This window comes from Corynebacterium sp. HMSC08D02, from assembly GCF_001807505.1.
Taxonomy (GTDB): Bacteria; Actinomycetota; Actinomycetes; order Mycobacteriales; family Mycobacteriaceae; genus Corynebacterium; species Corynebacterium pseudogenitalium.
This window is the reverse complement of sequence record NZ_KV789252.1, coordinates 151687-166723: the sequence shown is the minus strand read 5'-3', so window position 1 is coordinate 166723 and position 15037 is coordinate 151687. Positions and strand designations below refer to the sequence as shown.

Genomic DNA, 15037 nt, shown 5'->3' with positions numbered 1-15037 from the left:
GTCGCTACAACAGAAACGCAGAAGTGATGACGTAGCCAGCCCGGTGCACCCAGCGCCCCTCAAAGAACGGAGCGGGCGTCGGCCGCTCGAGAATGTACGAAACAAATGTTCCGTTCGGCCGGATATAGATTTCCGCCTGATCGAATTCCAACATCTTTCGCGCCAACGGGAACCAACATTTATATGTGGCCTCTTTCGCGCAGAACAGCAGCCGATCAGCCCAGAAGCAGCCCTCTGCCCGAAGTGCGTCCAACATCTCAAGCTCGGTTGGGCACGCGATTTGGGGCAATACGCCTTCCGGAAGCGGCTCCGCCAGCTCAGCATCAATACCGATAGAGCGCACCTTGTTGAGTGGCGCAACGACCGCCGCACGAAAACCATCCGTATGCGTCAAGGAGCCGCACACGCCGTCGGGCCACAACGGCATCCCAGCTTCGCCCCGCATGATGCGGTGAGGACCTTCGACCCCTAGTTCGTCGAGGGCGCGGTGCGCACACCAACGGGCATCGCCGAACTCCCCTTTCCGGATATCGACCGCTCCGCGGACAACGCCTTTCTCCTGCTCGTCGAGATTATCGTAATTGCGGAGATTATGGCCGTCATCAGTTCGAAGAGAGACGAACCGCGCAGAGGGAGGGAATAATGACAGATCGCGCACTAGCGGTTCACCTCCCAGACTGGGTACGGCCAACGATGTTCCTCTGGCCAGCGCTGCCACTCCCTGGGGTACCCCAACGACACTTCAATATGCGGAATGCCGTCTACATGTACGGTCCCCGGGATATGAAGGTGTCCGTAGACTACGGCCTGTGCCTGGAACCGCTTAGGCCAACTGCGCGTGTGCCGGGTCCCGCACCACATGGCAATGTCCCCGTAGAACAGGCGGTGCGTTGGCTCCTTTACCAGTGGCCAGTGGTTGACCAAGATCGTCTTACCGTGCACGCGAGAAAGGCGCTTCGTTGTGTACGCCAAGCGCTCCCAGCACCACGCACGAGTATCTACAAATGGGCGGATAGCAAACTCGTCCGTCATCAGAATGTTGTTGTCGCGAGCTTTCTTCAGCGCGGCGTCGACACTTAAATGCTGAGGGCGAAACGAGTAGTCGTACAGAGTAAACAGTGGCGCCACCGTAATGCCGTGGAATACCGGGTACGGGTCCTCAGGCGTTACAACGCCGAGTTCTCGCATTGCCTGGACTAGCGCAACGTACTTATCACGGCCTCTGTAGCGTGATCGCTCGCTAGAGAACAGCTCGTGGTTTCCAGGGGCCCAGATGACTTTCTCAAACCGTTGAGCAAGTACACCCATCACGTTGACTATCAGCTCAAATTTCTCTGCAACATCACCCGCGACAATCAGCCAATCCCCCTCATGCCGCGGTTGAATGAGGTCGATCTTGGCCTGATTCGCCTTTACTGCAGCATGCAGGTCGCTGACCGCCCACAGTGTCGGACCTAGCATGACGTACTCACTCCTCTACCCCGGTGCGCGCCCACTTCATCGAACGGAACCGCCACAGCACTCCCACCAGACGCAACACGACTGAGACAAAATAGCCGGCCCACACACCCGCGAGACCCCACCCCAGCCACATGGACAACAACGTCAAAGGCAAAAATCCACCGAGCATTGCGCCAATCGAAAGGTTGCGCAGGAAGACAGCGTCACTCGCTCCAAGCAGCACCCCGTCGAGCGCAAACACCGCACCCCCCACAACGATCATCGCCACCAACCACCGCCAAGGGACAGCCAGCGCGTCTGCCATGCCAGGATCATGCGTAAAAATCGACTGGATTGGCCCATCGAACACAAGAAAAACCGCAGCGAGCACAACCGCAAACACCGTAGCGTAGCGCGTAACAGCTGCACCTGTCCCTCTTGCGCGCTCCACGTTTCCCTGCCCAAGTGCAGCCCCTGTAAGCGTCTGAGCTGCAATTGCGAGCGAGTCCAGCACGAGGCTCAGGAAGTTCCACAACTGCAGCAACACCTGGTGCGCGGCCAATGCGAAGACACCAAAACGACCAGCGACTGCAGTAGCGGCGAGCAACGAAATCTGAAAGGAGGCGGAGCGCAAAATCAAGTCACGTCCAAGCACCAACTGATGGGCAATGACATTCCACTGTGGGCGCCAAACAGCGCCCTCTCCTCGATGTTCCTTTACAAGCGCCCCAACGAATAGTGAAGCGGTAATTCCCATTCCTATTACGTTGGCCACAGCAGAGCCCACCAGCCCAAAGTGGTCAACAAGCAAAGGCAATAGAACCGCCCCGGGTACAAGACCGCACAGCGTCAACACAAACGGTAGCCTGGTGTTTTGCACTCCTCGCATCCAACCATTACCTGCCATAATCAGCAGCGTCAGCGGAATAGCGACCGCCGCGACATGCATCCACTGCGCCGCGTCAGCAGACGTTTCCGCATTCTGAGTCAACGCGAACGCGATGGGTTCGGCGAACAGCCAAATAATCGACGCCAATCCGAGGCCCACGAGTATTGCCACCCACGAAGCCTGGACGCCTTCCGCGACCGCATCAGCACGCCGACCTGCGCCGTAAAGACGCGAGCTACGCGCGGTAGTGCCGTAGGAAAGAAACGTCAGCTGCGTGGTCACCGTAGATTGCACCGCAGTACCAGCAGCGAGCGCCGCAAGCTCAACCGTGCCCAGCCTTCCAACCACAGCAGTATCCAGCAGCAAATACAGAGGATTCGCCGCAAGCACGCCGAGGGCCGGTAGCGCCAAGGCAAAAATGTCACGCGCCCGCACACCATGTGTATTCGTCATACAGGAGCAGCCTTACTCCGCAACGTAAGCGTCATGCAATGCAGCGAGAAGCCGATCTTGTACCTGTTCTTTCGTTCCTTGCGCCGAGTACCCCGCAGCTGGGCGGTGACCACCCCCGCCGAGCGCACTTGCAACGACGGAGACATCTACCTTTGTCGAGCGCAAGGAAATCCCCCACCGCTCCGAGTGGAACTGCTTGAGTACAACCCCGACGTCACTGCCAACGAGGACACGCGCGTAATCAATTACGGCTTCAACGGCAGTTTGGCTCATCGCTTGCATCGCAGCTTCATCAATACACATGAACGAAACTGTGAGATCATCGACTTGACGTGATTCCAAGCTTGCTAATGCACTACCCATCAAACGTAGGTCATCGGCCGTCATCTCGTCCGAAAGCTGCAGGGATATGTTCCTTGGATTGAGCCCGAATTCCAACAACTCTCCAGCAAGCGTATGCATTCTCGGGGAACCCCAACGGAAGTTACCTGTGTCGGTGACAAGCCCGGAATACAGGCAATAGGCTAGTTCAGCGTCTAACTCGACGCCGAGGTACGTAAACAGCTCCCGGATGATAGTCGTCGTCGATTCAGAATCGATAATGAGGTTCCGCGCTCCGAACCCGTCATTCGAACGGTGATGGTCAAGCACGATCACCCGCTCTTGCTGCGCCATAAGCTCAGATTGGTAGCATCCCGTTCGGTCTACCGAGGCACAATCAACCGTGACGATCAGCCCATCCGCTGGTAACGCTTCCCCATAGATGACCTCATCAACCCCCGGAATAGAGCGCAGGTTATTTGCGTGCGGGAATGGCTGGCCGATGTAAGCACTGGCTTCAATTCCGATCTGCCGCAATCCTCGAACAAGAGCGCACGCCGATCCAATCGCATCAGCATCGGGCTTGATATGGGCCAGCACCGCAACATTCGACGCGTTCTTAATGGCGCCAGCAACTTTGTTAAATTCGGCCTCTGCTTGGGGAAATAACAACGCCATAGTGCCTACTCTTCAATCGTCTTATACGGGTTTTCCTCACCTGCTGGCTGGGCGCTCTCTCGCAGTCGCGCCAGCTCTGCATCGCGACGACGAGCTTTCTCCAGCAGCTCTTCCATCCGCGCCGAGGACTCCGGCACCGTATCAAGCTTGAACTCAATCGTAGGAGTAAAGCGGACACTCAACTGGTCGCCAACAATCTTGCGGATCTGTCCTCGGTGACGGTACAGCGCCTCTGCAGCCTGATCGTAATCCGGCTCGTCGTCGATATTCTTTCCGCGTACCGTGTAGTAGACAGTCGCATCATGTAGGTCGCCGGTCATCCGGACGTCCGTAATAGTCACCAATTCGAGGCGACGGTCTTTCACTTCACGCTCTATCGCCGAAGCGACGATCATTTGGATCTGCTTCGCCAGGCGCTGCGCGCGAGGGTTCTCTGACATTTCGTCTCCTTTACTTCATTGGCACTAAACCTCCGAACAGTCTACCCTGCTACGACGCAGCCCACTACTTCAAGAAAAGAAACGGCCCTGCTCACTTCGCGTTTGCGAAAGAGCAGGGCCGTTTTCTCTCTACCGACTAGTCGCGGGGGACTTCCACCATCTCGTATGCCTCGATGATGTCGTCGACCTGGATGTCCGGGTAGGACAGCACCATGCCGCACTCGTAGCCCTTTGCAACCTCTGTTGCGTCGTCCTTCTCGCGTCGCAGCGAGTCGATGGTCGCGTCCGAGGTAACAACGTTGCCGTCGCGCACGAGGCGAATCTTCGCTCCACGCTTGACCTTGCCTTCGGTAACCATGCAGCCTGCGATGAGGCCGACAGAAGATGCCTTGAAGATCTGACGGATCTCGGCCTTGCCCAGGTCCTTCTCTTCGTAGATCGGCTTCAGCATGCCCTTCAGGGCTGCCTCGACTTCCTCGATCGCCTTGTAGATCACCGAGTAGTAACGGATCTCGACGCCCTCGTTGTTGGCTTCTTCCGTAGCCTTGCCCTCAGCACGGACATTGAATGCCACGATGACAGCGTCGGAAGCGGCCGCGAGCACGACGTTGGTCTGGGTAACAGCACCGACGCCACGGTCGATGATGTTTACCTCGACTTCGTCGTCGACCTCGATCTTGAGCAGCGCCTCCTCCAGAGCTTCCACCGAACCGGCGTTGTCGCCCTTGAGGATGAGGTTGAGCTGGCTGGTCTCCTTGAGCGCCTGATCCAGGTTCTCCAGAGAGACGCGCTTCTTGTTGCGCGCCTGCATAGCAGCGCGATGACGGGCGTCGCGCTGCGCAGCGATCTGGCGGGCAACACGGTCGTCCTCGACTACCAGGAGGTTGTCGCCTGGACCAGGAACGCCATTGAGGCCTTGTACCTGTACCGGGCGGGACGGGCCAGCCTCTTCAACGTCGTTGCCCCACTCGTCGACCATTCGGCGGACACGGCCGAAGTTGCCGCCCACAACGATGGAGTCGCCGACGCGCAACGTACCGCGCTGCACGATAACGGTGGAGACTGGGCCACGGCCACGGTCGAGGTGCGACTCGATAGCCACGCCCTGTGCATCCATGTCCGGGTTCGCCTGCAGCTCGAGAGCTGCGTCGGCGGTCAGCAAGACTGCCTCGAGCAGTTCATCGATGCCGGTGCCCTGCTTCGCGGAGATGTCGATGAACATGGTGTCACCGCCGTACTCCTCCGGAACCAGTCCGTATTCGGTCAGCTGACCACGGATCTTCTCCGGCGAAGCCTCCGGCTTATCCACCTTGTTCACTGCAACCACGATAGGCAGGTCTGCAGCCTTGGCGTGGTTGATAGCCTCAACCGTCTGTGGCATCACGCCGTCGTCAGCAGCGACAACGAGGATAGCGAGGTCGGTCGACTTCGCACCGCGGGCACGCATTGCCGTGAACGCCTCGTGACCTGGGGTATCGAGGAAGGTGATCTTACGCTCAACGCCCTCCAGCTCAACGGTGGTCTGGTACGCACCGATGCCCTGGGTAATACCGCCGGCCTCGCCGCGCCCGACGTTGGCGCGACGAATTGTATCCAGCAAGCGGGTCTTACCGTGGTCCACGTGACCCATGACAGACACCACTGGTGGGCGCTGTTCAAGGTCCTCTTCGGTGCCTTCATCCTCACCGAACTGGAGGTCGAAGGACTCGAGAAGTTCGCGGTCCTCGTCCTCAGGAGAGACGATCTTAACCTCGTAGTTAATTTCGGCGCCGAGTAGCTGCAGCGTCTCCTCGGGGACCGACTGCGTTGCCGTTACCATTTCACCAAGGTTGAACAGAGCCTGCACCAGGTTCGATGCTTCGGTACCGATCTTGTCAGCGAAGTCAGCCAAGGTCGCGCCCTGACGCAGACGCACAGTCTTGCCACCGCCATCGGGAAGGCGTACGCCACCGATGACGTTTGGTGCGTGCATCTCTTCGTACTCGGCCCTCTTCTGACCCTTCGACTTACGACGACGCCCTGGTGCGCCACCTGGACGGCCGAATGCACCAGCGGTTCCGCCACGACGTCCACCGCGACCGCGGAAACCGCCGCCCTGTGGGCCGCCCGGGCCGTGTCCACCACGGCCGCGGCCGTGCCCACGACCGCCACGGTTGTCCGACCCAGCCGCCTTGCGTGGCATTTGCGTTGGTGATGGTGCCGCTGCCATATCTGCTGGGGACGGACGACGGCTACCTTGACGCTGCGCGCCAGTCCCGCGACCCTGGCCCTGGTTCTGCCCTGGGCGTGGGCCACCTTGGCCACCGCGACCAGGCTGACCACCACGGCCACCCTGTGCACCGCGACCACCCGGACGTGGAGCTGGTCGTGCCCCACCAGTGTTGGAAGAAAATGGGTTGTTGGCTACCCGTGGGCGGCCACCCGGCTTCGGCATCGGCCGCGGCATACCCGACGGCTTTGGTGCTGCAGGTTTCGCTGCGGCAGGCTTTGGTGCTGCAGGTTTTGCAGCACTTGGCTTTGGTGCCGCAGGCTTTGCTGCTGCAGGCTTCGGGGCAGCTGGCTTAGCAGCGCCGGGCTTTGGAGCAGCCGGTGTGGCAGCACCAGGCTTTGGTGCTGCAGGTTTTGCAGCACTTGGCTTCGGTGCCGCTGGCTTTGCTGCGGCAGGCTTCGACGCCTTACCAGCGGGCTTCGCTGCATCCTTATCCTTCGCGGATGCTTCTTCTCCGCCACCATTCTTTTGCTCGTACAGTGCCGTCATCTTCTTGACGACGGGAGGCTCAATGGTGGAGGAAGCTGTCTTTACGAATTCGCCCTCTTCCTTCAGAGTGGCGAGTAGTTCCTTGCTTGTTACGCCGAGTCGTTTTGCGAGCTCGTGTACGCGTAGCTTTCCGGGCACGTGTCTCCTCTTAGTTGGGCTAGAGGGCGGCACCGGAAACGGCGACCGGCCTCTAGACGTTGATTATGACTTTCATCGCTGATGCTGCTTCATTGTTGCGTTCTCATCAGTGTTCGGTCTTCCTTACTTCTGTTGGGTCTTTCGCCTTTTCAGCGAGGTACTTGTGTACATGACCTACGTCCGCAGGAGCGGACAGACGGAGGGCGCGAGAGAAAGCTCTACGCTCTTCCGCCAGCTTTAATGCATCCCATGTAGGGGTTATCCACGCTCCCCGCCCAGGTAATGATCGGGTGGGATCTGCAAGAACAACACCTGGAACAGTACCGTCAGCAACAACCCGGAGCAATTCCCTATCTGGAAGTTTCCGGCCTGTGGCTATACAGGTGCGACGACGGATTGAGCGTTCGCTCGCTGAAGTCATCCACACCCTTCTTCCACATACTCGACATTGCTGAACGGCTATCGCGTGGCCAACACCACGATGGGAAAATTAGCCACGGACCAGCCTACGCCACTTTGCCAAGTTTTTATAAGCGTTGTGTGAATTCCCGACACAGAGGCCAGGATCTGGCGTCGTTAATCCGCGGCTGCGTCGGAGTGGATGTCGATCTTCCAACCGGTAAGGCGGGCAGCCAGACGTGCGTTCTGCCCCTCCTTGCCAATCGCAAGTGACAGCTGGTAGTCGGGCACGGTAACGCGCGCTACTTGCGCCACTGGGTCGACGACCTCGACCTTGACAACCTTCGATGGCGCCAGTGAGTTTCCAACATACGTAGCCGGATCCTCTGCCCAGTCGATGATGTCGATCTTTTCCCCGCCGAGCTCCTTCATCACGTTTGAGACGCGCGAGCCGCGCGGGCCGATGCAAGCGCCTTTCGCGTTGACACCCTTCACCGTCGCCCGTACAGCGATCTTGGAGCGGTGCCCCGCCTCACGGGCAATGCCCACGATCTCAACGGTGCCATCTGCAATTTCCGGGACCTCAAGCGCGAACAACCCGCGCACGAGCTCAGGGTGCGTGCGCGACAGGCTTACCTGCACACGACGGTCAGACTTATTGACGCCAACTACGTACGCCTTAATGCGGTCACCGTGCTTGAGCGTTTCGGAAGGGATCTTTTCTGCCGGGATGAGCAGGCCATCCTGTGGATCGGCTTCGGTTCCAAGCTGCACCACGGAGATTCCGCGTGCTTCCGCTTGCGCGTCCCGCTGCACGATGCCTGAGACAACAGTACCTTCAGCGCCGGAGTACTCCTCGTACACGCGACCAGCTTCGACGGCCAATAGCTTGCCCTTGATGGCGTCGCGCACGGCCCTCGCACCGATTCGAGAAAAGTTGACCGGGGTGGCGTCGTACTCCGAGATAATTTCGCCCTCAGCGTCGAGCTCAGAAACCATGACGGCAACGTCACCGGTTTCGGAGTCGATGTCGACGCGCGCCTTGTGGTGTTCATCCTGGGGGTGCTCCAGGTTGTCCGTGTACGCGAAGAGCAGCGCCGAGGCGATGGTCTCGAGTAGTTCGTCGAACCCAATTCCTTGCTGTGCTTCGATGTTCTTCAAGACTTGGACGTCAATATTCACTTGTCTTCCTCCGGATCCCTTACAGGGTTGCTGCTACTTCTGCTTCTTCAAACGTCGCCTCGCTGAGTTCTCGCTCAGCAGCGGGCGGCGTGTTGAACTCAATTTCTACCACCGATTTCGGCATTTCGGAAACTCCCAAGATTTGCACCGCCGGGGTCTTCTTCCCTGCCTCGATCAGCGCGACCTTCGTTTCCTCGGAGTTCATCGCGCCAATGCGCCAGATAGAACTCTGGCCGTTGGTGTCGTTGAGCTTCACCAACCGTCCGCGGTTACGACGCCAGTGGCGCGGTGCTGTGAGCGGTAAGTCGACGCCTGGGGTGGTCACTTCCAGCGTGTAACCAGCACCGAATGAGAACGCTCCGACTTCTTCCTGTTCGTCGAGGAACTCCCCGATTTCGTTCGACACTACCTCGAGCTCGTCCAGCGTTGGACGCGCATCGGCATCAAGCGCGATGACAATCTGGGATTTCTTGCCAGCCTTCACTGCCTTGACGTGTTCGATGTCCATGTTGTGGCGTTGGGCCAGCGGCTCAATGAGTGTCTCTAGTTCTTGGGGAGTTGGAAAAGCCATGTGCCCACCATAGCGCGACGCAAACGTGCTAGCGTTTTCCCCGTGAAAAAATTGCTGGTTGCTGTTCTTGCGGTGCCGTTGTCGCTGACGCTTTCGTCGTGCGACCTTCTCGGTGTTGTTGGGCCCCGCCCCGACAAAGCAGTGCTTGGCCTTGCGCAACAGGCGACTGCGGATGCGCGCAGTCTTTCGGATCCAGCACTCGCTGAGCTTCGTGGCAAGCAGGCGGATGAGCTTTTTGGAGAGGTTGCGCGACTCTGCGGCAACATTGACGCGGAGTTGCCGCGCAGCTGCGAGTTTTCCACCGGTCCTGGTGAAGCCGTGGGTGTCAGCGACGATGCAGCTCTGCAAGAGTTCGTCGAGCAGTCCGTGACAGCTTCTTTGGAGAAGGTTCCAGCGCAGTCGCGAGACTTAGTTGCGGCGCAGGCCGTCGACATCATCGCGGCAATCGGCCTCGAACTCGACGCTGAGGACGTCGCCGCACTGCAAAACAAGGGCGATATCGAGCTTGCCAGTGCGGCGCTCAAAACAGAGTACGAGTTCCTCTATGGGCTGGGGCTGGCAAAGGCATATGCGGATGCGCCGCTGCACGCGCGTATCGCCGCGTTGGAGGACGCCTCCGATGAGCGCGTCGCGTTCCTGCGCACCGCACTGCGCGACGCTGACTCGATTCCAGTCGCAGCAGCTGGGTATCAACTCGCCCACGATGATGCGCTCAATGATGCAGCAGATGCCGAAGCGCTTGTCGACGCCCTCTCCGCCCAGCTCACCAATACCTGGAGGGGAACCGTATCCCAGGCCAGCTCTTCCGAGTGGAAACAACAAAGCCTTATGCTTGCCGCGCACGCGCAGCAAGCATAAGGCTCCTTGCTACTGCCGAATTAGCTTTCGGCGATGAGCTGCTGCAGCTTCGCTACAACCTCACCAGCTGGGACCTCAAGGGTCTCGCCGCCGCGGATGCGAAGCTCAACGATGCCGTCGGCGAACGATCGGCCAAGGATCACAACGAACGGCATGCCGAGCAATTCGGCATCCTTGAACTTGACGCCTGGGGACACCTTTGGGCGGTCGTCGTAAAGAACCTCAATGCCCTTGTCGCTGAGTTCCTGTGCGAGAGCGTCTCCAGCCTCCATGGCTGCCTTGTCCTTGTTCGCGACGGCAACGTGTACCTGGTACGGCGCGACTGCAACTGGCCACACGAGGCCCTTCTCGTCGTGCTTCTGCTCCGCGACGACGGCCATCATGCGGGAGATGCCGATGCCGTAGGAACCCATGGTAGGGACAGCGCGCTTGCCATTTTCGTCCAGGATCTGCACATCCATTGCCTCGGTGTACTTGCGACCAAGCTGGAAGATATGGCCCAGTTCGATGCCACGGGCAAGCTTCACTGTGCCGTTGCCGGACGGTGAGGGGTCGCCTTCCTTGATCTCGGCGGCTTCGATGAACCCGTCAACGGTGAAGTCGCGGCCGGCAACGAGGCCGACGACGTGCTTCTGAGGAGCGTCTGCACCGGTGATCCACGCGGAACCTTCCACCACGCGCGGGTCCGCGAGGACGCGTACACCGTTGGCTTGCAGTGCGCGTGGCCCGACGTAGCCCTTCACCAGGAAGTCGCTCTTGGTGAAGTCCTCGTCGCTGGCCAGCTCAAACGTCGCTGGTTCCAGGGAAGCTTCCAGGCGCTTTTCGTCGAGCTCGCGATCGCCCGGGATCACAACGCCGACGAGCTGCGGGCCGACCGGCTTCCCGTTGTCGTCGAGCACGCGTGGGTCGTCGACCTTGATCATCATGCACTTCAGGGTGTCGGAGGCTTCGGCAGGGCGGCCGTCGATAAGCACTCCTGCTTCTTGCGCCCATTCCACGAGTGCCGCGATGGTCTCGGAAGCTGGGGTGTCGTGCTCGACGGCCTCCGGCAGCCCTTCAATCGGGCGTGGTTCAGGTGCAACCGTGGTCACTGCCTCAACGTTGGCGGCGTAATCTCCCGCGGTCGACACAGCAAAGGTGTCCTCGCCGTTCTCGGAGTACGCAAGGAACTCCTCGGATGCGGAGCCACCCATCGCTCCGGAGGTTGCCTTGCAGATCTCGTAGCGGATGCCAACGCGGTTAAAGATGCGCTGGTAGGTCTCGCGATGCTTGGCGTACGAGTTGTCCAAGCCTTCGTCCGACATGTCGAAGGAGTAGGAGTCCTTCATCACGAACTCGCGGCCGCGGAGAATCCCGGCGCGTGGGCGTGCTTCGTCGCGGTACTTGGTCTGGATTTGGTAGAGCGTGACCGGGAAGTCCTTGTAGGAGGAGTACATGTCCTTAACTGCTGCAGTGAACATCTCTTCGTGGGTTGGGCCAAGCAGCATGTCGGCGCCCTTGCGATCCTGCAAGCGGAAGAGGTCGTCGCCGTATTCGGTCCAGCGATTGGTCAGCTCGTATGGTTCGCGTGGAAGAAGCGCCGGGAACAACAGCTCTTGTGCGCCCATGCTGTTCATTTCTTCACGGACGATGCCCTCGATCTTGCGCAGCGTGCGAAGCCCGAGGGGCAGCCAGCTGTAGACGCCCGGCGCGGCGCGACGGACGTAGCCTGCTCGGACGAGCAGTTTGTGGCTAGGGACTTCGGCATCGGCGGGGTCCTCGCGCAGTGTGCGCAGGAATAGCTCTGACAGGCGTGTAATCATGGGGCATATCTTAGCGCTAGGGTGAGTTGCATGTTGATCCTGCTCCCTCCTTCCGAGACGAAGGCGCCCGGCGGCGAGCGCGACGCCATGTCTGTCTCCTTCCCTGCCCTTGATTCGGTGCGTGCTTCACTTTTCGACGACCTCTCCGCAATGGACGTAGACGAGATGATGGGGCTGCTCAAGATCCCGAAGACGAAGCGGGAGGAGGCGGTGGAGAATCAGTCGCTGCGCACTGGCCCGGTGATGCCTGCGATTTATCGCTATACGGGGGTGCTGTATGACGCGCTGGTTCCTGAGACGTTGCCGGATGATGCGATTCGCCGTTTGGCGGTTGGCTCGGCGCTGTTTGGTGTTGTGCGTGCTGATGACATGATTCCGCGCTACCGGGTCTCTGCCTCGTCGAAGGTGCCTGCTGCGGATGGGTCGCTGCCGACGATGCGGGCGCGTTGGGGGTCAGCGGTTTCGGAGGCGCTTTCGAAGGAGCCGTTCGTGGTGGATATGCGCTCTGGCGCGTACGAGAAGCTTGGGCCTGTCGATGGCGCGGTGACGGTACGGGTGGAGTCCGTTGCCCCAGATGGGTCGCGCAAGGTGGTCAGCCACTTTAATAAGCACTACAAGGGGCTGCTGGCCAGGGCGCTGGCGTGCGGGCCGGAGGTGGCGTCGATACGTGAGGTCGCCGAGGTTGCCGAGGCCGCGGGTTATGCTGTCGAGGTTAATGGTTTGGTGCTGACGCTTGTGGTGGAGGAAACGTAGATGGGTGCGCCGGTGAACTGGAAGCCGTGGGGTGTTGCTGTCATTGTGCTGCTGGCGCACGTGGCGCTGTTGCTGCTGTACTGGGACAGTATTCCTGACCCTGTTGCGACGCATTTTGACGCGTCGGGCCAGGCGGATAGTTGGGAGCCGAAGACGATGCTGCACGTGCTGATGATGCCGCTGGTTTCGGTGGCGACTGCCCTGTTGATGTTTGCATGCCTTCCCCCACGTGAGCTCGCACAGCCGCAGCCGGTTCCTGGAAGCGCCTCCGTGCCGTACTCCGTGAGTGTTGCGCAGCGAGTGGAACAGCTTGTGCACATTACCTGGCGCTTCATGGGGTGGTTCGCGGTGGCGATTGCTGTCGCGTTTCTGGTCAGCGACGCCACGACGCGCCTTCCAGCGTTTGCCCACATGCAGTGGCTTGCCCCCGCTATTTGGGTGGCGTTCACCATCCTGGTTGTCGCGGGAAGCCTCGTCTTGATGGTGCGGCTGACGTCCTCGAAGAAGATCGAACCCGATGCGGAGGAGATGGCCCGCGCTGATGACGAGTTTCTCGTGGGTATGTACAACGACCCGAACGATCCGATGGCCGCAATATCGATTTCGTCTCGCCCGACTCGCATCATCATCAACCGCGGGCAGCGGCTGGGCAAACGGTATTTAATGCGGATGGTGGTTTCGATCGTGGTGTACACGCTCTTCACCGTGCTGGTGGCCATGCTATGAAAAAGGTGTTTGGGCTCCTCGCTGCGATTGTGCTGCTCGCTGTCGGCAGCTGGGTCTGGCAGCAAGTCGATGCCCCGGAAGTACGCGTAGCGAGCGTCGTCGATGGCGACACAATCGTTGTCGACGGCCCCGCTGGGCAAGAGCGCGTTCGCCTGCTCGGGATTGACACTCCGGAGCGCGGCGAGTGTTTAGCTGACGACGCAACCCGGCGACTCGAGGAACTCCTCCCCGAAGGCACGGGCGTACGCCTCGAATACGACCAGGAGCGCACCGACCGCTACGGGCGCACGCTTGCAGGTGTGTTTCGCGACGGCCAATTCGTCAACGCCGTGATGGTGTCCGAGGGGCTTGCCCGCGTCGTCGAGTACGCGCCGAACACGAAGTTCACGCAGCGCCTCGAGGCAGAGGCCGCACCTGCGGTGCGCGATTCCCTCGGCATCTACGGGCTGGGGCCCGAGTGCTGGTTCACAGAACCAACGCAACAAGTGACGTTAGAAATGCTCACCACCGGCATCGAGGAGCTCGAACGCTCCCCAGGTGATCGCGGGCTTGCCGGCCGCTGCCAGCACTACGTCGACGCACTGCGCGACAGCGTGAAGCGCACGCGAAACTTCACGTTCCGCGAGCCCGCCATGGAGTACCTCGACGAACAGCAACGCCTTATCGACGAGCTGTCAAAACCGTAAACTTCGAGTTCCTCGCCACCTGCTCCACCTGTGCAAAACGCTTCGCGACCTGGGCACGGTACGGCAGGTGCGAGGTGAACACTATGAAGAGCTGACCGCCCGGTTTCAACAGGCGATGCGATGCGTTCAGCAGATGCTCCACCAGCGTCGTGTCCACGGTCGTGCCCGCGTGAAATGGAGGGTTGAGCGCCACGGTGTCGAAGGAGGCGTCGGCAAACTTGCTTCCGGCATCATCCCAGGTCGCGTCAATACCGATCGCGCGGGCGGAAAGCACCGCGTCCGCATCAGCATCCGTGGCACACACCTCCCCCTCAAGCCCCTTTGAAACAGCCCCATTGCCGCAACCGAGGTCCAATAGCGCGCCGGGGGCGTCCGGAAGACACGACCGCAGCAGCTGCCCGCCGTAGTCCGCCCGCGCCCCCGCGAAGACGCCTCCGATGGCAACGAACCCGTTTTCTTCTACCAGCGTGTAGGACACAGGCTTTGGGCCACGCGCCGCGAGGCAGCGGAATTTACCTCTCCCCCGCGTGGCGTGCACCTCAACGAAGGACTGCGCCAGCACACTATTCATGGTGCGGCTCAGGTGCTTGTTGTTCGCCCCCAACACGACGTCCGCCTGCGTAAACCCTGCACCCGCGATACTGCGCGCGAGGTAGTCAAGGCGCGCGAGCGACTTCGGCATCTCTCCCAACGCAACGCACGAACCGGACAACCCCGCCAGGTACTCATCGAGGCGCTGATCACCGACGACCGCTGCGCCCAACGCTGCTGCTTGCTGGCAGCGGGAGTAGTCCGTGTCCGCGACGATGACGCGCTTCCCGCTTTCCACTCCGGCACGCACAAGCGCCCCGGTCGGGTCGTTGCACACGATGAGCATGTCGGCTGACTCGAACCCCTCGAGTTCACTCGCCTGCTCCCAGATCAGCCGGTCAAGCGCGCGCAC

Annotated in this window: 15 protein-coding genes; 4 read left to right on the top strand and 11 right to left on the bottom strand. The window is 60.3% G+C overall.

All coding sequences use genetic code 11. The annotated features are described in order from the left end of the window. Positions 1–4 precede the first annotated feature (4 nt). The 9 genes from HMPREF3170_RS07665 to rimP form a co-directional block, all read right to left on the bottom strand. The gene (locus tag HMPREF3170_RS07665) at positions 5–658 is read right to left on the bottom strand and encodes a 4'-phosphopantetheinyl transferase family protein (RefSeq protein ID WP_070362309.1); all 654 of its coding nucleotides are present in this window, start codon (positions 656–658) and stop codon (positions 5–7) included. Beyond that, on the bottom strand, positions 658–1461 hold the full coding sequence (locus HMPREF3170_RS07660; RefSeq protein ID WP_070478902.1) for a metallophosphoesterase family protein: 804 nt from the start codon (positions 1459–1461) through the stop codon (positions 658–660). Before HMPREF3170_RS07660 ends, HMPREF3170_RS07665 begins: the two co-directional genes overlap by 1 nt. Positions 1462–1468: 7 nt before the next feature. Beyond that, complete coding sequence (locus HMPREF3170_RS07655; protein ID WP_070478901.1) at positions 1469–2782, bottom strand: MATE family efflux transporter; 1314 nt, start codon at positions 2780–2782, stop codon at positions 1469–1471. Positions 2783–2794: 12 nt separating this feature from the next. Continuing rightward, positions 2795–3781, bottom strand: a complete 987-nt coding sequence (locus HMPREF3170_RS07650; protein ID WP_070478899.1) for a DHH family phosphoesterase — start codon at positions 3779–3781, stop codon at positions 2795–2797. Positions 3782–3786: 5 nt separating this feature from the next. Beyond that, positions 3787–4221, bottom strand: coding sequence for a 30S ribosome-binding factor RbfA (gene rbfA, locus HMPREF3170_RS07645; protein WP_070478897.1), 435 nt, complete (start codon positions 4219–4221; stop codon positions 3787–3789). A gap of 136 nt (positions 4222–4357) precedes the next feature. Continuing rightward, a complete protein-coding gene (infB, locus tag HMPREF3170_RS07640; RefSeq protein WP_070478896.1) occupies positions 4358–7117 on the bottom strand; it encodes a translation initiation factor IF-2 in 2760 nt (919 codons plus the stop codon). 106 nt (positions 7118–7223) lie between these two features. Then, positions 7224–7538 (bottom strand): YlxR family protein, encoded by a 315-nt coding sequence (locus tag HMPREF3170_RS11350; RefSeq protein WP_071572529.1) that lies wholly within the window; start codon positions 7536–7538, stop codon positions 7224–7226. Between the two features lie 155 nt (positions 7539–7693). Beyond that, the gene (nusA, locus tag HMPREF3170_RS07635) at positions 7694–8698 is read right to left on the bottom strand and encodes a transcription termination factor NusA (RefSeq protein ID WP_070478894.1); all 1005 of its coding nucleotides are present in this window, start codon (positions 8696–8698) and stop codon (positions 7694–7696) included. Positions 8699–8717: 19 nt separating this feature from the next. Further along, entirely contained in the window at positions 8718–9269 is a 552-nt protein-coding gene (gene rimP / locus HMPREF3170_RS07630; RefSeq protein WP_070478892.1) for a ribosome maturation factor RimP, read from the bottom strand. 42 nt (positions 9270–9311) lie between these two features. Here rimP and HMPREF3170_RS07625 point away from each other — a divergent pair, with 42 nt between their 5' ends. Next, complete coding sequence (locus tag HMPREF3170_RS07625) at positions 9312–10127, top strand: DUF4439 domain-containing protein (protein ID WP_070478891.1); 816 nt, start codon at positions 9312–9314, stop codon at positions 10125–10127. A gap of 20 nt (positions 10128–10147) precedes the next feature. Here the strand turns inward: HMPREF3170_RS07625 and HMPREF3170_RS07620 are convergent, their stop codons facing one another. After that, positions 10148–11929, bottom strand: a complete 1782-nt coding sequence (locus HMPREF3170_RS07620; RefSeq protein WP_070478889.1) for a proline--tRNA ligase — start codon at positions 11927–11929, stop codon at positions 10148–10150. Between the two features lie 30 nt (positions 11930–11959). On the opposite strand from HMPREF3170_RS07620, the gene HMPREF3170_RS07615 reads away from it, so the two are divergent. From HMPREF3170_RS07615 to HMPREF3170_RS07605, 3 genes are read left to right on the top strand one after another with little or no spacing between them, the layout of a single operon-like run. Then, the gene (locus tag HMPREF3170_RS07615; RefSeq protein WP_070478888.1) at positions 11960–12682 is read left to right on the top strand and encodes a YaaA family protein; all 723 of its coding nucleotides are present in this window, start codon (positions 11960–11962) and stop codon (positions 12680–12682) included. Beyond that, complete coding sequence (locus tag HMPREF3170_RS07610) at positions 12683–13408, top strand: DUF1648 domain-containing protein (RefSeq protein ID WP_070478886.1); 726 nt, start codon at positions 12683–12685, stop codon at positions 13406–13408. It begins immediately after the preceding gene. Beyond that, positions 13405–14094, top strand: coding sequence for a thermonuclease family protein (locus HMPREF3170_RS07605; protein ID WP_070478884.1), 690 nt, complete (start codon positions 13405–13407; stop codon positions 14092–14094). The genes HMPREF3170_RS07610 and HMPREF3170_RS07605 overlap by 4 nt, the downstream gene beginning before the upstream one ends. On the opposite strand, the gene HMPREF3170_RS07600 is transcribed toward HMPREF3170_RS07605, so the two are convergent. Beyond that, positions 14069–15037: a class I SAM-dependent methyltransferase gene (locus HMPREF3170_RS07600; protein WP_070478883.1), complete on the bottom strand. Its 969-nt coding sequence runs from the start codon at positions 15035–15037 to the stop codon at positions 14069–14071. The two genes, HMPREF3170_RS07605 and HMPREF3170_RS07600, sit on opposite strands and share 26 nt — an antisense overlap.

Excerpts from the sequence above, each read along its gene's own strand:
- HMPREF3170_RS07610 (WP_070478886.1), top strand. The coding sequence starts at position 12,683 with ATGGGTGCGCCGGTGAACTGGAAGCCGTGGGGTGTTGCTGTCATTGTG.
- HMPREF3170_RS07605 (WP_070478884.1), top strand. The coding sequence starts at position 13,405 with ATGAAAAAGGTGTTTGGGCTCCTCGCTGCGATTGTGCTGCTCGCTGTC.
- rbfA (WP_070478897.1), bottom strand. The coding sequence starts at position 4,221 with ATGTCAGAGAACCCTCGCGCGCAGCGCCTGGCGAAGCAGATCCAAATG.
- rimP (WP_070478892.1), bottom strand. The coding sequence starts at position 9,269 with ATGGCTTTTCCAACTCCCCAAGAACTAGAGACACTCATTGAGCCGCTG.
- HMPREF3170_RS07620 (WP_070478889.1), bottom strand. The coding sequence starts at position 11,929 with ATGATTACACGCCTGTCAGAGCTATTCCTGCGCACACTGCGCGAGGAC.
- HMPREF3170_RS07650 (WP_070478899.1), bottom strand. The coding sequence starts at position 3,781 with ATGGCGTTGTTATTTCCCCAAGCAGAGGCCGAATTTAACAAAGTTGCT.
- HMPREF3170_RS07615 (WP_070478888.1), top strand. The coding sequence starts at position 11,960 with ATGTTGATCCTGCTCCCTCCTTCCGAGACGAAGGCGCCCGGCGGCGAG.
- HMPREF3170_RS07655 (WP_070478901.1), bottom strand. The coding sequence starts at position 2,782 with ATGACGAATACACATGGTGTGCGGGCGCGTGACATTTTTGCCTTGGCG.
- HMPREF3170_RS07660 (WP_070478902.1), bottom strand. The coding sequence starts at position 1,461 with ATGCTAGGTCCGACACTGTGGGCGGTCAGCGACCTGCATGCTGCAGTA.
- HMPREF3170_RS11350 (WP_071572529.1), bottom strand. The coding sequence starts at position 7,538 with ATGACTTCAGCGAGCGAACGCTCAATCCGTCGTCGCACCTGTATAGCC.